This window comes from Crossiella sp. CA198, from assembly GCF_052078295.1.
Taxonomy (GTDB): domain Bacteria; phylum Actinomycetota; class Actinomycetes; order Mycobacteriales; family Pseudonocardiaceae; genus Crossiella.
On the sequence record NZ_JBQJIM010000002.1, the window covers coordinates 40,053 to 56,998 of the forward strand.

At 72.1% G+C, this 16,946-nt stretch carries 14 protein-coding genes; 8 read left to right on the forward strand and 6 right to left on the reverse strand.

Annotated elements, in window-relative coordinates; all coding sequences use genetic code 11:
• Window positions 1–66: 66 nt before the first annotated feature.
• The 4 genes from ACTOWY_RS02630 to ACTOWY_RS02645 are packed head-to-tail and all read left to right on the forward strand — an operon-like array spanning window position 67 to window position 3,056.
• Window positions 67–900 carry a PIG-L deacetylase family protein gene (locus ACTOWY_RS02630; protein WP_441307993.1) on the forward strand — a complete coding sequence of 278 codons (834 nt, stop codon included), beginning with the start codon at window positions 67–69 and terminating at the stop codon, window positions 898–900.
• On the forward strand, window positions 897–1,367 hold the full coding sequence (locus tag ACTOWY_RS02635; protein ID WP_441307994.1) for a low molecular weight protein-tyrosine-phosphatase: 471 nt from the start codon (window positions 897–899) through the stop codon (window positions 1,365–1,367). The genes ACTOWY_RS02630 and ACTOWY_RS02635 overlap by 4 nt, the downstream gene beginning before the upstream one ends.
• Window positions 1,364–2,212 carry a fructosamine kinase family protein gene (locus tag ACTOWY_RS02640; RefSeq protein ID WP_441307995.1) on the forward strand — a complete coding sequence of 283 codons (849 nt, stop codon included), beginning with the start codon at window positions 1,364–1,366 and terminating at the stop codon, window positions 2,210–2,212. Before ACTOWY_RS02635 ends, ACTOWY_RS02640 begins: the two co-directional genes overlap by 4 nt.
• 22 nt (window positions 2,213–2,234) lie before the next feature.
• Window positions 2,235–3,056, forward strand: coding sequence for an SURF1 family cytochrome oxidase biogenesis protein (locus ACTOWY_RS02645; protein WP_441307996.1), 822 nt, complete (start codon window positions 2,235–2,237; stop codon window positions 3,054–3,056).
• Here the strand turns inward: ACTOWY_RS02645 and ACTOWY_RS02650 are convergent.
• Window positions 2,997–3,962: a cobalamin biosynthesis protein gene (locus ACTOWY_RS02650; protein ID WP_441307997.1), complete on the reverse strand. Its 966-nt coding sequence runs from the start codon at window positions 3,960–3,962 to the stop codon at window positions 2,997–2,999. The two genes, ACTOWY_RS02645 and ACTOWY_RS02650, sit on opposite strands and share 60 nt — an antisense overlap.
• A gap of 102 nt (window positions 3,963–4,064) precedes the next feature.
• Here ACTOWY_RS02650 and ACTOWY_RS02655 point away from each other — a divergent pair, with 102 nt between their 5' ends.
• The 4 genes from ACTOWY_RS02655 (at window position 4,065) to ACTOWY_RS02670 (ending at window position 12,546) form a co-directional block, all read left to right on the forward strand.
• The gene (locus ACTOWY_RS02655) at window positions 4,065–5,597 is read left to right on the forward strand and encodes a DUF2397 domain-containing protein (RefSeq protein ID WP_441307998.1); all 1,533 of its coding nucleotides are present in this window, start codon (window positions 4,065–4,067) and stop codon (window positions 5,595–5,597) included.
• Window positions 5,594–6,829: a TIGR02678 family protein gene (locus ACTOWY_RS02660; RefSeq protein ID WP_441307999.1), complete on the forward strand. Its 1,236-nt coding sequence runs from the start codon at window positions 5,594–5,596 to the stop codon at window positions 6,827–6,829. Before ACTOWY_RS02655 ends, ACTOWY_RS02660 begins: the two co-directional genes overlap by 4 nt.
• Window positions 6,826–10,962 (forward strand): TIGR02680 family protein, encoded by a 4,137-nt coding sequence (locus ACTOWY_RS02665; protein WP_441308000.1) that lies wholly within the window; start codon window positions 6,826–6,828, stop codon window positions 10,960–10,962. The genes ACTOWY_RS02660 and ACTOWY_RS02665 overlap by 4 nt, the downstream gene beginning before the upstream one ends.
• A 171-nt stretch (window positions 10,963–11,133) precedes the next feature.
• Window positions 11,134–12,546: a M14 family zinc carboxypeptidase gene (locus ACTOWY_RS02670; RefSeq protein WP_441308001.1), complete on the forward strand. Its 1,413-nt coding sequence runs from the start codon at window positions 11,134–11,136 to the stop codon at window positions 12,544–12,546.
• A 76-nt stretch (window positions 12,547–12,622) separates the two neighbouring features.
• Here the strand turns inward: ACTOWY_RS02670 and ACTOWY_RS02675 are convergent, their stop codons facing one another.
• From ACTOWY_RS02675 to ACTOWY_RS02695, 5 genes are all read right to left on the reverse strand, one after another.
• Window positions 12,623–13,666 (reverse strand): saccharopine dehydrogenase family protein, encoded by a 1,044-nt coding sequence (locus ACTOWY_RS02675; RefSeq protein ID WP_441308002.1) that lies wholly within the window; start codon window positions 13,664–13,666, stop codon window positions 12,623–12,625.
• Between the two features lie 219 nt (window positions 13,667–13,885).
• Window positions 13,886–14,671: an ESX secretion-associated protein EspG gene (locus tag ACTOWY_RS02680; RefSeq protein WP_441308003.1), complete on the reverse strand. Its 786-nt coding sequence runs from the start codon at window positions 14,669–14,671 to the stop codon at window positions 13,886–13,888.
• Window positions 14,672–14,673: 2 nt separating this feature from the next.
• Complete coding sequence (locus ACTOWY_RS02685) at window positions 14,674–15,873, reverse strand: hypothetical protein (protein ID WP_441308004.1); 1,200 nt, start codon at window positions 15,871–15,873, stop codon at window positions 14,674–14,676.
• 44 nt (window positions 15,874–15,917) lie between these two features.
• Window positions 15,918–16,529, reverse strand: a complete 612-nt coding sequence (locus ACTOWY_RS02690) for a DUF3558 domain-containing protein (RefSeq protein ID WP_441308005.1) — start codon at window positions 16,527–16,529, stop codon at window positions 15,918–15,920.
• A 2-nt stretch (window positions 16,530–16,531) separates the two neighbouring features.
• Window positions 16,532–16,897 carry a hypothetical protein gene (locus ACTOWY_RS02695; protein ID WP_441308006.1) on the reverse strand — a complete coding sequence of 122 codons (366 nt, stop codon included), beginning with the start codon at window positions 16,895–16,897 and terminating at the stop codon, window positions 16,532–16,534.
• Between the last annotated feature and the right edge of the window lie 49 nt (window positions 16,898–16,946).

Consider the following 16,946-nt stretch of genomic DNA (forward strand, 5'->3'; position numbering starts at 1 on the left):
CGGCGAGTCTAAGCCGCCCGACGAGTGGCCGATGACCAGTCGGGGCCCGGCCGGGACACTCGGCTGGTGCGCGATCACCCCGGACTCTCCCGCCGCCGCCTGCTCGGCGTCTCCGCGGCCGCCCTCGGCGGCCTGGCGCTCGGCCAGGCCCCGGCGGCCGCCGCCGACTGGCCCGCGATCTTCTACGCCCCGCACCAGGACGACGAGTCGATCGCGATGGCCGGTGCGATCCGGGCGCACAAGGAGGCCGGGCGGCCGGTGTACCTGGTGCTGCTCTCCCGCGGCGAGAACGGCGGGCTGATCGACATCATCAACGGCAACTGCAACCTGGGCGCGGACTGCCCAGCCGGTGACCCTGGCCACCGGATCGAGCTGAGCCTGGACGACATCGTGACCACGCGCACCGCCGAGTTCACCGCGGCCGCGCACCGGCTGGGCGTGGACCGGGTGATCAACATGCGGCATCCGGACAGCGCCTGGACCGACTACCCCGGGTTCGTCCAGTACGTCCGGGAGACCATCCTGGACTTCGAGACTCGCTATCCCGGCGCCTCGCACAAGCTGGTCAGCGGCTGGCGGGACGTCATCCACGGCGGCGACCCCGCCGATCCCAACAAGACCCACGCCGCCTGCCGGGACGCCGCGGAAAGCCTGCGCGACCGCATCAGCGACTTCCGCTACTACTGGGTTTACGGCTACACCTACCCGCCGGCCGAGCGCACCGCCGACCACGTGGTGCCGCTCACCCCGGCCCAGCACGCCCGCAAACGCCAGGCCCTGGCCGAGTACCGCCGCTGGGACCCGGCCAACGGCCGCTACGCGCTGGGCTACCACAGCGTGCGCCTGATGATCGATCCCGCCGCCGCCGATCCGCACGAGTACCTCGATGTACCGCGATGACGGAGACTGATCCGGTGCACCTGAGCTTCGTCTGCACCGGCAACATCTGCCGGTCCCCCATCGCCGCGATCGTCTTCCGCGAGCACCTGCGCCGGGCCGGACTGGCCGAGCGGGTCAAGGTGACCAGCGCGGGCACCGGGCCCTGGCACATCGGCGAGCAGGCCGACCACCGGGCGCGCGCGGTGCTGGCCGGGCACGGCTACCCGGCCGAGCACATCGCCGCCCAGGTCGGGCCGGTGCATTCGGACGCGGACCTGTTCCTGGCCCTGGACGCCGGGCACCAGCGTGAGCTGCGCCGCCTGGTCACCGGCGAGGTCCGGCTGCTGCGCTCCTTCGACCCGGCCGCCGGGGAGGATCTGGACGTGCCCGATCCGTACTACGGCGGCCGGGCCGATTTCGCCGAGGTGCTGGGCATGGTGGAGGCGGCCGTGCCCGGCCTGCTGGACTGGGTGCGGAAGAAGCTGTGACCGCGGCCGCCGCGATCGCCCGGCTCACCGGTGTGGATCCGGTGCGGGTGCGGCCGGCCGGGGGCAGCGCGGCCGAGGTGTTCCGGGCCCGGCTGGCCGACGGGCGGCAGGTGGTGGCCAAATCCGCGGCGGCGGGCAGCAGCGTGGCCGAGGCGGCGGGCCTGCGCTGGCTGGCCGCGGCGAACGCGGTGCCGATCCCGGCGGTGCTGGGCCACGACGAGACCTGGCTGGTGCTGGACTGGGTGCCGCCCGGCGAACCCGCTCCGGCGGCGGCCGAGCGGTTCGGCCGGGAACTGGCCGCCCTGCACACCAGTGGCGCGACCGCCTTCGGCTGCCCGCCGCCCGGCGGTCCGGCGCAGGCCTGGATCGGCGCGGCCCCCATGCGCAATGAGCCGCACGCCGACTGGCCGGAGTTCTTCGCCACCCAGCGCCTGGAGCCCTACCTGCGCACCGCGGATCTGCCCGATCCGGCGCCGGTGCGCGAGGTGTGCGACCGGATCGCCGAGTACGCCGGACCGCCCGAGCCGCCTGCCCGGCTGCACGGCGACCTGTGGTCCGGCAACGTGCTGTGGGGCGCGAGCGGGGTGCACCTGATCGACCCGGCCGCGCACGGCGGGCACCGGGAGAGCGACCTGGCCATGCTGGCCCTGTTCGGCTGCCCGCACCTGGACCGGATCCTGGGTGCCTACCAGGAGGTGGCCCCGCTGGCGCCGGGCTGGCGGGACCGGGTTCCGCTGCACCAGCTGTTCCCGCTGCTGGTGCACGTGGTGCTCTTCGGCGGCTCCTATGGCGAGCGGACGGTGGCCGCGGCGCGGGCGGTCCGGGGGCGGCCACCGAGCGGGTGAACGCGCCCCCTACCGTGGAGGGGTGCGTTGGAAGTTCCTGCTGCGACCGGGCTGGCTGGCCCTGATCGGGTTCGTGCTGCTGTTCTCGGCGGCCTGCCTGTGGATCCTGGCTCCCTGGCAGTTCCGGCAGGACGAACGCCGGGAGACGCAGAACTCGGCGATCACCGGCTCGCTGGAGACCGCGGCGATCGACTACGACACCGCGCTGCCACCGGGCGCCAACCCGGCGGCGAAGCAGTGGCAGGTGGTCAAGCTCACCGGGCGGTACCTGCCCGAGGCGGAGACGCTGGTGCGGCTGCGCAAGGCCGAGGGCAAGGCCGCCTTCGAGGTGCTCACCCCGCTGCGCACCGACTCCGGGCAGATCGTGATCGTCAACCGCGGCTACATCAAGGTCGAGCTGGGCACCAAACCGGCGGCCTACGACGCCGCGCCGGGCGGTCAGGTCACCGTGATCGGCCGGGTGCGCGGCAGCGAGATCGACCCTGGCAGGCAGGACGTGCTGCAGCAGGACGGCAAGCGGCAGATCTACACCATCGACCCGACGGTGCTGGGCAAGGCCGTCGGTCTGGACCTGCGGCCGGGCTACGTGCAGCTCAACGAGGGCCAGCCGGGCGTGCTCGGCCTGCTGCCGCTGCCGAAGCTGGAGGCCGGGCCGTTCTTCTCCTACGCCCTGCAGTGGATCGCCTTCGGCCTGATGGCCCCGATCGGGCTGGTCTTCCTGCTCTGGCGGGAGGCGCACCCCGAAGAGGACGACGAGGACGAGCCGGACGAGGACGAAGCGGACTCAGACCCGGTGCCGACGCCTGCGCCGCAGACCGCCGATCGCTACGGCGGCCGTCGCTGAGGCCAGCGCGGACAGCCCGCCGACCACCCTGGACAGTTCCACCGCCCTGGTGACGTGCCCGGAGTCGGGGTTGCGCCCGTCGCCGAGCACCGGCCGCTCCTCCGCGCCGTGCTTGTACACCGTGCGCCCACCCAGGCGGATCTCCAGCGCGCCCGCGAAGGCCGCCTCCACCTGCCCGGCGTTCGGGCTCGGATGCGCCGAGGCGTCCAGCCGCCAGGTCCGCCAGGCGTGTTTGGCCGAGCCGCCGACCACCGGCGCGCCCAGCGCGGTCAGCATCGCGGCCAGCCGGGAGGGCGCCAGGTTGACCACATCGTCCAGCCGGGCCGCGGCCCAGCCGAAGTTGCGGTAGCGCGGCGAGCGGTGCCCGACCATCGCGTCCAGGGTGTTGATCGCCCGGTAGGCCAGCAGGCCGGGCACCCCGGCCACCGCACCCCAGAACAGCGGCGCGACCTGGGCGTCGGAGGTGTTCTCCGCCACCGACTCCACGGTGGCCCTGGCCAGTCCGAGCGCGTCCAGGGCTTCCGGGTCGCGGCCGCACAGGTTGGGCAGCCGGTCCCTGGCCTCATCGAGGCGCCCGGCGTCGAGCGCGCGGGCCATCAGCGTGCCCTCACCGGCCAGCGAACAGCCGCCGAGCACCGCCCAGGTGGCCACCGCGGTGGTCGCCGCCTGCAGCACCGGGGAGTGCTTGCCGAGCTTCTCCGCGGCCACCCCGAGCAGCACCGCGCCCCCGGTGAGCAGCACCACGTGCAGCACCCCCGGCGCCCGGTGGTCCCGGTAGAGCACCTTCTCCAGACCTGCCGCGACCGTGCCGAAGGCGGCTACCGGATGCCCGCGCCGGGGGTCGCCGACCACCACGTCGGCGGCCGCGCCCAGCAGCAGACCGATCGCCCGAGCCGCGCCGCTCATCCCCCACACCCCCTGAGTCCGCGAAGTCCGACGGGTGACGTTAGCGCGCCCGGCGACCCACGATTCTGCCTGGCCACGCTCAAGGCTCTAATGTGGCCGTCCGTGACTCATGGCGACTCGACAGGCGGTGAGGGCCGGCTCCGGCTCTACTCCTACCTCAACGCTGAGCACACCAGGACCTACGTGGCGATCATGCGGTTGTTCACCGCGACGCTGCTGCCCGACCTCTCCCCCAACGAGGTCGCCGCCGCGCTCAAACCACTGGAGCGTGAGGGCCGCCTGGACATCGGCGAATCCGATCCGGACACCGTGGCCGACCGGCTGAAACGGCTCAAGGACTGGGGAAACCTGGTGCAGGGGCGGCGGGAGACGATCGCCTCCAGCATCGCCGAGTTCGTCCGCGGCGCGTTCCGGTACCAGATCAACAAGCTCGCGGTGCGGGTGCAGCGGGACGTGGACGAGCTGCTCCGGGTGCCCGAGGGCGCCCGCGAGGTCTCCCGCGAACTGCTGCCCGCGATCGAGCGCGGCCTGTCCAAACTGGGCGGCACGCTGTCCCAGGCCATGGTCGCCGAGCAGCAGGCGCCCGGCTCGGCGAGTGCGAAACGGGCCAAGGAGGAGCTGGCCGAGCAGGTCACCACGCTGTTCCTGCAGCACGCCGAACTCGCGGTCACCGTGCGTGACTTCTACGCGTACCTCGGTCAGGTGGTCACCCGGTTCCATCTCGACCCGGACGAGATCTCCGGTTTCCGCAACCTGCTGGTCGAATACATCCAGATGGTCGTCGAGGACGTGCTCCGGCACACCCCCGCCATCGCCGAGTCCCTGGCCGGACTCGCCCCCGCCCGCGGCGAGCTGCTGCGCATCCTCGGCCCCACCGAACGCCTGGGCATCGCGGTCGAACGCGGCCGTGGCCGTTCGGAGACCGACTGGCGGGAGCTGACCGACTGGTTCGCCGACCGCCCGGGTCGCCCCAGCCAGGTCACCGCGTTGCGTGAGGCCACCGCCCGCGCCATCGGCTCCCTGCTGGCCAGCGTCAAACGCGCCACCGCGGGCGGTGGCCTGCTGCCCAGCCGCCGCGCCGAACTGCTGCAACTGGCCGGCTGGCTGGACTCGGCCGGACCGCACCGCTCGCACGAGCTGTACGCGGCCGCCTTCGGCCTCTACTCCGCCCGGCATCTGCTGCCCGCGCCCGAACACGACGGCGACGACGAGCACACGCCGTGGCGGGACGGTCCGGTGGTCGAGGTCAACGTGAGCGTGCGCAGCCGTGGCGACCGCGGCGCCCGCGGTCGCGCCTCCCGCATCCTGGACGACCCGATGCTGCAGGAAACCCTGCTCGCCCAGGCCCGCGAGGCGGACCGGCAGCGGGCCGCCGCGGTCGCCGAACTCAGCACCGCCGCGCCCGCGCTGGCACAGAGCAACCTCTCCCCCGAGGCCCTCGAAGTGCTCTGCGAACTGCTCACCATGGCCATGGCCCAGCGGGAACGCGACACCGACACCGGCTCCGCCGCCGACCCGGTGCACGGACTGCGACTGACCATCAACCATGTCCCCGACCAGGTGACACAGATCGCCACATCGGGCGGAGTTCTCACCCTGCACCACGCCAGCGTCCAGCTGGGAGAGCGGGCATGAGCCGCAAGCCCAGCGGGATCGGCATCCTGGACGAACTCTCCGACATCGACGCGGCCAACGTCACCCGCTGCGCCCGCACCCTGCTGCGCCGCCCGCTGCTGCGCGCCGACGGCCCCGACGGCGACCTGCTGCCACTGGTCTTCCGGCACCGCAACGCCCTGCACGACCTGTTCGCCTCACTGCTGGGCTACCGCCTGGTCGTGCAGCGCCGCTACGCCCGGCTCTACAAGGCCGGCCCCGGCGCCGACCCCACCCGCGGTGAGACCGGGCTGTCCCCGCGCGGCTACGCCTACGTCGCGCTGACCATGGCCGCGCTCACCGGCGTCGGCCGCCAGGTGCTGCTGTCCCGGCTGGTCAGCGAGGTGCGCGCGGCCGCGGTCGAAGCAGGCATCGAGGTCGTGGACGACCTGGGTGACCGGCGCGCGCTCACCGCCGCACTGCGCCACCTGCTCGCCCTCGGCGTGATCACCGAGACCGAGGGCTCGGTGTCCACCTGGTCCGGCGATGCCATCACCGAGGCGCTGATCACCGTGGACACCGATGTGCTCGGCCACCTGCTGGCCGGACCGGTCGGCGAGGTGGACACCCCGGAGGAGCTGATCGGCAAGGCCGCCGAGGCCGGACCGGCCGGGATGGAACAGACCACCGAACACGCGGTGCGCCGCAAACTGGTGGAGAACCCGGTGGTGCTGCACGCCGACCTGCCGCCAGAGCAGGCCTCCTGGCTGAAGAAGAACCAGCGCCGCGAATCCCTGCTGCTGGACCGCTGCTTCGGCCTGGTCACCGAAGCGCGGCTGGAGGGGATCGCGGTCACCGATCCCGAGGAATACCTCACCGACCTGGCCTTCCCCTCCTCCGGCACGGTGGCCAGGGTCGCGCTGCTGGCCCTGCCCGAACTGCTCGCCGAACACGAGGCACGCGCCGACGGCCGCCACCCGGTGAGCAGGCAGCGGCTGCAACAGATCTGCGCCGACCTGGTCGAGTCCTACCCGGCCGCCTGGTCCAAACAGGCCACCGAGGACATCGACGGCCTGGTCGACGAAGTACTCGAACTGCTGGTCAACACCGGCCTGGCGCGCTGGGAGGAGCCGGACTGGCTGCTCTCCCCAGTCGCGCACCGGTGGGTGCCCGAACCCGATGACACCCCTGGCGGTCCCGCCGCCCAGGAAAAGGAAGAAGCGCCACCGCCACCGGCGAGCTGGTCGCTTTTTGATGAGGAGGAACCCGCGTGAACCGCTGGCGGCTCAACCGGGGCGGCATCGTCAACATCTGGCAGTACGCCGAGCAGGAGTTCGACTTCTCCGGCGGCCGGGTGATCTTCCAGGGCACCAACGGCTCCGGCAAGTCCCGCACCCTGGAACTGCTGCTGCCGCTGTGCCTGGACGGCGAACTGCGACAGATGGGTTCCAAGGGCTTCGACACGGTCAGCATCCGGCGACTGATGCTCGATGACTACCAAGGCGGTCCGAACCGGATCGGCTACGCCTGGATCGAACTGGTCCGCACCGACGACGCCGGTCAGGACGAGTACCTGACCTGCGGCATCGGCGTGAAGGCGTCCAAGACCTCGCAGCAGGTCAGCGACTCCTGGCGATTCATCACCCCGTGCCGGGTCGGCAAGGACGTGCTGCTCGTCGGCGCCGACCGGGTGCCGGTCGGACCAGGTCAGCTGCGCGAACTGCTCGGCGCGGACGCGGTCCTGGAGGAAGCCGGCTTCCGGGCCCGGATCGCGGAAAGCGTCTACGGCGTGCCAGCCGACCGCTACGGCGACCTGCTGCACCTGCAACGCACCCTGCGCAACCCCGACGTCGGCCTCAAGGTCCTCGAAGGCCAGCTGGAGCAGATCCTCAGCGACGCGCTGCCGCCGCTGGAAGCCGGCCTGATCGAACGGCTGGCCACCTCCTTCGACGACCTGGAGTCGATCCGGGAGAACATCGTCCGGCTCTCCACCGCCGACGGCGCGCTGCGCACCTTCCTCACCGCCTACTCCGGCTACGCCCTCGCCGCGCTGCGCACCGCCGCCGACGGGGTGCGCGCCGCACACGACACCCTGCAGCGCCTGCTCGCCGAACTGAGCAGGCTGGAACGGCGCAAGGCCACCGCACAGCAGGAACGCACCGCCGCCGACGCCGGGGTCGCCGCGCTCGAAGAGGCCGAGAGCGAACTGGCCATGCGGATCGAGGCGCTCAAGGCGCTGCCCGCCTACCAGGGCATGCGCGATCTGGCCGACCGGGAGAAGCTGGTCGCCAACACCCGCAAGTCCGCCGAGACCGCGCTGGAGGTGGCCAGCCGCCAGCGCGCCCAGGAAGACCGCGGCGTCGACTCGGTGCTCTCCGTGCTGGACCGGCTCGGCCGGGACACCGCCGCCGCCCAGGACCTCGCCGACCGGGCGGGCCAGCTGCTGCACACCGCGGGCCTGGACCGCGGCCTGTGCCCGGTGGTGCCCACCGTGCCGCCAGCCACCGTCACCGAGACCACCGAACAGGTCAGGGCCAAACCCGAAGCCGAGACCGCGCCCCTCGCGGTGACCCGCCGCGCCGTGCCCGAACTCGACCCGGAGGAACTCCTGGACGGCCTGTCCACGGCCGCCGCCCAGGCCGCCGAGGCCGCCACCGAGGTACGCCAGCGCGGCGCGCTCACCCTGATGCTGCACCAGCGCGCCCTGGAATCCGACCGGGCGCTGCGCAAGGTCGAGGAACTGCACCGCAACGCCAAGGACGCCCAGATCAGCGCCACCGACGCCGCGGGCAGGCGCAACCAGACCGCGCAGGAGCTGCGCGAACACGCCGAACACTGGGCCAACCAGGTCCGCGAATGGGCCGAGGCCGCGCCCGAGGGCGGCGCCGAGGCAGACCGGCCCGCGCCGCCGCAGCCGGAAAGCCTGGTCATCGACCGGGCCGGGGCCCGCGCGGTGCGCGAGGAATTCCGCCAGTGGGGCACCCCGCACCTGCACTCCGCCACCCAGCGGGTCCTCGCCGCCGACCAGGCCTGCGCCACCGTGCGCGAGGCCATCCGGGAACGCGAGACCGAACTCGCCGCCCTGCGCCGCGGCCAAGAACGCGCCCCCGAACTGCCAGCCGGGGACCGCCCGGCCGACCTGGGCGAGTCCTGCTACCGCCTGGTCGACTTCGCCGAGGGCCTGGCCGAGGCCGAACGGGCCGGGCTGGAAGCCGCGATGCAGGCCAGCGGCCTGCTCACCGCCTGGGTCCGCGCCGACGGCACCCTCGCCCAGGCCGGCTCCGCCGAGGTCGTCGCGGGTGTGCTGCACACCCCCGCCGACCTGGCCGCCGCCCTCGCCGCACTGCCCCCGGTCACCGGCCGCTCGCTCGCCGAGGCACTCACCGCCGCCGCCGAACCCGACAGCCCCGTGCCCGCCGACCTGGTCAGCGGCCTGCTCGCGGCGATCGCCCTGGCCGCCCCCGGCGAGGAGCTGCCCGCCGCCGCGCTGGCCCTGTCCACCGACGGCCGCTGGCGCGCGGGCGTGCTCTCCGGCTCGGCCACCAAGGAGGCCGCCGAACACATCGGCGCCGGCGCCCGCGAGGCCGCCCGGCAACGCCGCATCCTCGGCCTGGAGGACGAGCTGGAACAGCGGCGCGGCGAACTCGCCACCGCCCAGCAGCACCTGGAGGCCCTGCGCAGGCAGGCCACCGGCTGGGAGAAGCACCTGGCAGGCTTCCCGCACGACGACGAACTGATCGCCGCGCACGCCCGGCTGGCCGGGGCCAAGGAGAGCGCCGAGGAGTCCGAGCACCGCGCGCTGACCCTGCGCGAGGAGCACTCGCACGCCGAGGACCACTGGCGGGCCGTGCAGTCCGAACTCACCCACGCCGCCACCGAGGCCGGGCTCTCCGCCGACACCGCCGCGCTGGAACAGGCGCACCGGGCCGCCGAACAGGTCCGCGGCACCGTGGACAGCCTCAAGGAAGCCCTCACCGAACGCTGCGCAGGCTCCATCCGCCAGCTCGCCGACGCCCTGCACAACCACAGGGTCGCCCTCGGCGACCGGGAACAGGCCGAGGCCCAGGCCGAATCCCGCTGCGCCGAGTACGCCGAACAAGCCGCCGCGCTGGCCGAACTGACCTCGGCCATCGGCGGCGAGGCCAAACAGGTCGCCGAATCACTGGCCACCCTGGAGGCCGAGCACAAGCGGGCCAAGACCGACCTGCCCGGCGCACGCGAGCGGGTCGCCGAGGTGCGCGAGGAAGCCACCAAGATCGCCACCCTGCTGGAGACCAAACAGCAGCAGCGCACCGGCCGCCAGCAAGAGGTCAGCACCGCCGAGGCCGCCTTCCGGGACACCCTGGCCGCCCCCGGCGTGTGGACCGCCGCGCTGCCCGAGGCCGAGGCCCCCGACACGGAGAACCTGCTGGCCACCGCCGAACGCCTGGGCGCGGCCGAGGACCGCCGTCCGGCCAGCGAGGGCACCGTGATCGGCAGGCTGCAGGCGCTGCAGTCCGCCCTCGCCGGTTCGCACAACATCACCGCGGAGACCACCGCGGGCATCCTCACCGTCACGGTCACCTCCGAGGACGGCCCCCGCCCGGTCGCCGACGCCGCAGCCCTGGTCGCCACCCGCCTCGGCGACCAGCGCGGTTACCTCGGCGAGCGGTACCAGGAGATCTTCTCCGACTACCTCATGCGCGACCTGGCCGAACGCCTGCGCAGCCAGATCGCGGTGGCCGAGGACCTGTGCCGCCGGATGAACGAGGTCCTCGACCGGGCCCGCTCCAGCCAGGGCGTGCACGTCCAGCTGGAATGGCGCCCCTCGGCCGCGCTGGACGAGTCCACCAGGGACGCCCTGGAACTGGTCCGCACCCCCTTCGCCCAGCGCAGCCAGGACCAGGACGCCACCCTGCGCCGCGCCTTCACCGAACGCATCGAGGCCGAACGCGACGCCCACTCGGCCGGCTACGCCGAAATCCTCGGCCGCGCCCTGGACTACCGCTCCTGGTACTCCTTCACCGTGCGGGTACGCGACACCGGCCCGGACAGCAAGCCCCGGGTCCGCCGCCTGCGCCAGCTCTCCTCCGGCGAGACCCGCCTGGTCTCCTACGTGACCCTCTTCGCCGCCGCGGCCAGCTTCTACGACGCGGTCAGCGCGGGCGAGGAAGGCTGGCACCCACTGCGCCTGGTCCTGCTCGACGAGGCCTTCGAACGCCTCGACGACCCCACCATCGCCCGCATGCTGGGCCTGCTGGTCGACCTGGACATGGACTGGATCATCACCTGGCCCAGCGGCTGGGGCGTCTCCGGCAAGATCCCGCGCATGCACATCTACGACGTGCTCCGCCCCAAGAACGGCGGCGGCGTCGCCTGCACCCACACCACCTGGGACGGAGCGGGGCTGGACCGGGAGGACGCCTGACCCGGGACCGGCGATATGTCCCGTTCACGATCGGGTACCTCTTAAAACTGAATCTCGTCGTCCATTCGTAGGGTTATGGCGATAAGTGCGCGCGTCCTAGCGTCCTGACCCACCTGCCGCATCCACCCTGCTGCGCGCAGTGCATCTCGGCGAAACTGCGAGAGGACGGCTATGTCCGTATCACGGCGGATCCCCATCGCGGGCGTGGTCGCCGCGTTGGCGACCAGTGCCCTGTTGTTGTTCCAGCAGACCGGCGCGCCCGCGCCGGAACCGGCGGCCAAGGCCGACAGTGCCCAGGCGGAGCAGCGCCAGGCGATGTTCGTCTACCGCGTCGTCGGCGGGGTCAACGACTCCGAGCGGCTCATCCAGGTCGGCTCGGACGTGCTGGAACAGCGCGACGGCGACGACCTGTTCGTGCTCGGCAACGCCGAGGAGGCCAACCGGCTGGCCAAGGCCGGGTTCACCACCAAGGTCGAATCGGTGATGGCGCCCGCGCCGTGGGCCCCGCCCAAGACGCACAACAACAGCGAGCCGCTGGGCGTCAACGACATCAACGAGACCTACTACGGCGGCTACCGCACCGTGCGGGCGCACCACTCGCACCTGGACAAGGTGCTCGCCGACTACCCCGCGCTCTCCAGCGGGGTGACCTACGGCCAGTCCTGGCGCAAGAGCACCGGCAAGCCCAACGGCTACGACCTGCGTGCCATCTGCCTGACCAAGAAGCAGGCCGGGGACTGCGCGCTGAACACCAGCGCCGCCAAGCCGCGCTTCTTCCTGATGGCCCAGATCCACGCCCGGGAGATCACCACCGGTGACATGGCCTGGCGGTGGATCGACCACCTGACCCAGGGCTACGGCAAGGACGCCGAGGTCACCAAGCTGATGGACACCACCGAGATGTGGGTCGTCCCGATCACCAACCCGGACGGCGTGGACATCGTCCAGGCCGGCGGCAGCTCCCCGCGCCTGCAGCGCAAGAACGCCAACACCACCAACGGCACCTGCGGCACCGGCGGCCAGGTCGGCATCGACCTCAACCGCAACGCCAACTCGCACTACGGCCAGGCCGGCACCTCGACCAACCCGTGTGCCGAGACCTACCGCGGCCCGCGCGCGGACTCCGAGACCGAGCTGAACTCGCTCCAGGCGCTGTTCACCAAGCTCTACCCGGACAAGCGCGGCGACGGTGACACCACGCCCGCGGCCAAGGACACCAAGGGCCTGATGATCACCTTCCACAGCTACACCAACGGGATCATCTTCCCCTGGGCGCACCGGGCCAACACCTACACCGGCAACGACGCCAGCCTGCGCCGGATGGCCAAGGACATGGCGGGCATCACCGGCTACACCTACGGCACCGCGCCGCAGGTTGTCGGCTACGCCGCCTCCGGTGGCACCGAGGACTGGCTCTACGACAAGCTCGGCGTGCCCGGTTTCACCTTCGAGATCGGCCCGGCCAGCGGCACCTGCGGCGGCTTCCTGCCGCCGTACTCCTGCCAGACCAGCACCTTCTGGCCGAAGATCAAGCCCGCGCTGATGTACGCCGCCAAGCAGGCGGCGGCTCCGTACGCGAGCTGACCTGCTCCACAGGTGACCGGGGCGCCCCGCAGGCTGTACGCGGGGCGCCCCGGCACGTCTCAGCACCCGATACGACTCAGCGCACCTGCACGTCCTGCACCTCGACCCCGGTCAGCGAGCGCACGAAGCTGGCCCCCAGCGCCGAGGACGGCGTGTGCGCCCCGCCGGGCACCTCGCCGGAGCGGACCCGCTGCACCGCCCGCACCACCGCGTCCGCGGTCAGCTCATAGCCCTCCGGCGCGATCAGGGTCCGGCTCACCGTGCGCCCGTCCGCGTCCCGCACCTGCCCCCACACCTCCGAGCGGGCGCCGGCCCGCGCCGCCTCGTCCGGGCCGGAGACCCGGTTGGCCAGCGCGGTCAGCCCCTTGCGCACCAGGTCGGTGCGCAGCAGCGGCTGCACGTAGCGCTGGGCCCGGAACAGCGGCGCCGGCACGCCGAGCGCGGCGTAGACGACGATGTTGGGGATGCCGGTGGAGCGGTAGGCGGTGCTCACATCGCCCCACGGGATGGAGATGACCTCCCGGCGCTTGCCGGGGAAGTCCACCGAACGCACCCGCCAGCCCGGCGAGACCTCGCGGATCTTCCCGTCGATCCGGGCCCGGCCGCCCTGGCCGAGTGATTCCACCGCGGTCCGCAGCGTGCCCGCGCTGGCACTGGCCATCCCGGCGAAGGCGAGTTCCAGGTGGGTGGCGCCCGGCAGGTCGGCCGCCAGCATCGCGGCCAGGCAGTCGGTGGGCACCACGTCGAACCCGGCACCGGGCAGCAGCACGATCCCGGCCGCCTCGGCCTCGGCGGAGCGGCGCGCGATCTGCTCGAACACGTCGATCTCGCCGGTGATGTCCAGGTAGTGCACCTTGGCGTCCAGGCAGGCTTGCACCATGGGGGCCGCGGTGGCCGAGAACGGCCCGGCGCAGTGCGCCACGGCGTCGATGTCGGCGAGGTGGTCGGTCACCCGCTCGTCGAGCCCGAAGATCCGGTACGGCAACCCCAGTCGCTGCGCCAGCGGCACGACCTTCTCCGCCGCCCGCCCCGCCAGCACCGGCCGCTCACCCCGGCGCGCCGCCAGCTCCGCGATCAGCGTCCCCGTGTAGCCGTTGGCCCCGTACACCATCCACGTCATGCCCAAGAGCATGCCGAATTCGAACTGGAGTTACCAGGGGGTAGGTATCCGCCGCGCCCCCGGAGACCTGCCGCGGCCCGGACAGGTGAGGGGACGCCTGTCCGGGCCGCGTGCAGGGATTCGCCAGTTGGTCTGTGTGCCCCCCGCGGCGTTAAAGGGACACACGGACCGCGAACCGATGACGCGGCGACAGATGTGACCTGCGGAACATCCCACCGCTCAGTTCGCGGTGCTCGCCACCAGCTCGCTGAACCGCTCCACCAGCTGCGCCCGCCCACCGGGCGCGACCAGGCCCCACTCCGGCCCGTCCGAGCCCGCGGGCAGGTAGGTGACGTACCGCCCGCCCGCGACGTCGAAGTAGTCCACCGGGGCGCCACTGACCTGCCGCCGCCCGTGCCGGTCCCGCCCGGCGGCCCGGAACTGCCCAGCCCCCAGCCGCGGCTCGGCGAACAACCGCCGCACCCGGTCCAGTTCGGCCCCCCGCCCGGCTCCGGCCGCGGACCGCTGCAGATACCCGCCCCCGTCCTCCTCCCGCCGGTGCCCACCCCCGTGCAGATCCGCCACCGGCACCGAATAGGTCGGAATCCGCAACGGCTTAGCCTCCGGCAACACCCCCGCCACCGCGGGCGCCAGTTCCCTGGCGTCGATCGGCTGGAGGTGCAACTGCTCCTCGGCCAGCACCGCCAGCAGTCCGTCCCGCCCACTGGCCACCGCGAGCACCGACCGGATCGGCGCCGCAGGCTCAGGCATGAACCACCCGTACAGCTCCCGATGAGCCCGCGCGATGAGCCGCATGGCCGCTTTCAGATCCGGATGCACCCGCCGCCCATCGAACAACCCGGCCCGGTCCAACTCCGCCAGTGCGGGCCGGGCCACCGCCAACCGCTCGGCCATGGTCGCCCCCGGCGAGTGCGTGAGCAGCGCGTTGTGCTTGTCCCCGATCTCCTCGGCCTCCCAGACCAGGTCGTAGGCGAGCGCCGACAACGTGACAGCGGAACGCAACATCACTACTCGCCGATCACCGGCGGCGCCACGGACCGATGGTCGCCGAAGATGTCGTCGGTCTCCATCAGGAACGAGGCCCGCTCATGCTCCTCGTCCTCCTCCTTGCGCCCGGCCCCCGCGCCACCCATGGGCATCCCACCCATCCCCGGCGCGCCGGCCCGCCCAGCCGCACCACCACCAGCAGGCCCAAACCCACCACCACCAGCACGCCCAACCCCGGCACTCCCCCCGGCGCCAAGCCCGCCACCGGCACCGCCCCCAGGCCCAAACCCACCAGGCACGGCACCACCAAAGCCACCACCGGCCCCACCGGCGTAACCACCCCCGCCACCACCGGGCCCGACACCGGTGCCACCACCGGAAATCGGCACCTCATTGGAGACGTACCCAGCGGACCCGGTCTGATCCCGCGGCGGATAAGCGGGCCCAGTCCCCACCACGGGAACCTCCGCCGACCCACCACCAGCGCCACCACCACTGCCGACACCACCGCCGGCACCGCCACCAGCCCCGCCGCCGTAGCCCGCACCGCCACCACCGCCGCCGAACTGCCCGTGCCCGCCGCCAAGACCTCCACCGCCGCTGCGGCCACCCTCAAATCCGCCGCCGCCACCGGGCCCACCAGGACCGCCGGGTCCGGGCTTGACCACGGAGACGTCGCCACTGACCTCCGGCGGCGTCAACCAGGTCGGCAGTGATTTCACATTGTCCTCGGTCCGCACCCCATAACCGGCATAAACCCGCTGATTGTCACCGGTGTCGGCCTTGAACTTGTCGATTTCCCGATCGAGATCGGTGGTGAACGGAGTCAACTTGTTGCCGAGATTGTTCTGCGGCGGATTCTCCGGCACCGGCTTCAGCTGGTTCTTGCAGCCGTGCCAGTCAGTACCTTGCTGCCCAACGGCTTTGGCGGTGTTCCCCGCCATCTGCTTGGCGTGATCGGCGAAAGCGGCCAGCGGACTGATCTGCTGCCGCGCCGCATCAGCCGCCTTGCCCTCCCAGACCCCGTGCGAGTCCCGGAGCACCTTCTCCACGAGGGCCTTCACCTCGTCGTACTGGCTCCCGACCTTGTTCCAGGTCTGCTGAATCGGCGAGATACCGGTCCCCGGCCCCTTGCCTTCCTGGAACCACTTGTAGATCTGGTCCCCCCGAATACCTTCCGGCCGCGGCGTGTCCGACGGCCACAGGTTGATCCCCAGCATGGCCGCACCCCCGGCAGCCACTCCGACAAGCAGTGGCAATGGCATTAGCTTCCCCCCTTCAACGTGGCGATCACCATCTCGCCGATCCCGGTAGCCGAACGGCAGGCGTTCGCGTAATCAGGAGCGCCCAGTGACAACCGGACATCAATGGCGACCGTGGTCTGCTGTGCGGTGCCGATCTCCAGGACGCACACGCCCTTGTCCCGGACGTCCGCATCCATCGCGATCACCGCGGGCTGGCCCGCCACCTGCGCCGGTTGCCACACCTTGAAGTCCGACTTCCGCGCGTAGAGCTGGGCAAGCCCGCCGAGCTGGTTGTTCACCGTCACCGAGAAGTGGTTCTTCACCGGCGTGCTGCTGGCCAACCACCTGCACGAGGGCCCGAGCGGGCTCTCGCGCAGATCCCCTCGCACCCCGCCCGCGACCTGCTTGGCCTGGTCGGTGGTGAGCAGGCCGCACGGGTTTGCAGCGAACCGGCTGGTGTCCAGATCCGGCGACGGCACCGTGGGCACGTCGCTCGGCGCCGGACTCGAGGTGGGTGCGCCGCTCGCCGACGTGGTTGTCGTGCCCGGAGTCTGTCCGCCACCACATCCGGCCAGCACCACCCCGGCGACCGCGCCAATCGCAACCAGCACGCGAATCCCTCGACGGGTCACAGTCAGCCCCCTGGCTTCAGCTTGTTCTTGTTGGCGCCCTCGGTCCCGGCGTACTGGTCACGGGCTGCCGTCAACTTGTGAATCATCGCATCGAGGGCAGCGGCATACGCCTGGTTGGCTTTGGTATGCGTGCCATCGCGCTCGGCTGTGGTGCGCTCGATGATCTGACGGATAGCTCCGCGACTGTAGTCCTCGTCGCTGGGCGGGTTAGTCATCCTGCTGGTCTCAGCAGCCAGCTGACCGATCTCCTCGACCTTGGTCTTGGCTTCCGCCAGTCCCCTGATCAGGTTGTCCAGTTGTGCCACGTCGACCGTGAACTTCGAACCCCCGCCGAAGTCGATCGACACCTTGGTCTCACGTGGAGCCATGGCAAATCCCCCCGTCCCCTGGAAAATCTCCCCAACGGACAGTAACGCG

What these genes read in the sequence shown, in the direction of transcription:
- ACTOWY_RS02635 (WP_441307994.1), top strand. Translation starts at nt 897, where the DNA reads ATGACGGAGACTGATCCGGTGCACCTGAGCTTCGTCTGCACCGGCAAC.
- ACTOWY_RS02650 (WP_441307997.1), bottom strand. Translation starts at nt 3,962, where the DNA reads ATGAGCGGCGCGGCTCGGGCGATCGGTCTGCTGCTGGGCGCGGCCGCC.
- ACTOWY_RS02660 (WP_441307999.1), top strand. Translation starts at nt 5,594, where the DNA reads ATGAGCCGCAAGCCCAGCGGGATCGGCATCCTGGACGAACTCTCCGAC.
- ACTOWY_RS02670 (WP_441308001.1), top strand. Translation starts at nt 11,134, where the DNA reads ATGTCCGTATCACGGCGGATCCCCATCGCGGGCGTGGTCGCCGCGTTG.
- ACTOWY_RS02675 (WP_441308002.1), bottom strand. Translation starts at nt 13,666, where the DNA reads ATGACGTGGATGGTGTACGGGGCCAACGGCTACACGGGGACGCTGATC.
- ACTOWY_RS02680 (WP_441308003.1), bottom strand. Translation starts at nt 14,671, where the DNA reads ATGTTGCGTTCCGCTGTCACGTTGTCGGCGCTCGCCTACGACCTGGTC.
- ACTOWY_RS02685 (WP_441308004.1), bottom strand. Translation starts at nt 15,873, where the DNA reads ATGCTGGGGATCAACCTGTGGCCGTCGGACACGCCGCGGCCGGAAGGT.
- ACTOWY_RS02695 (WP_441308006.1), bottom strand. Translation starts at nt 16,897, where the DNA reads ATGGCTCCACGTGAGACCAAGGTGTCGATCGACTTCGGCGGGGGTTCG.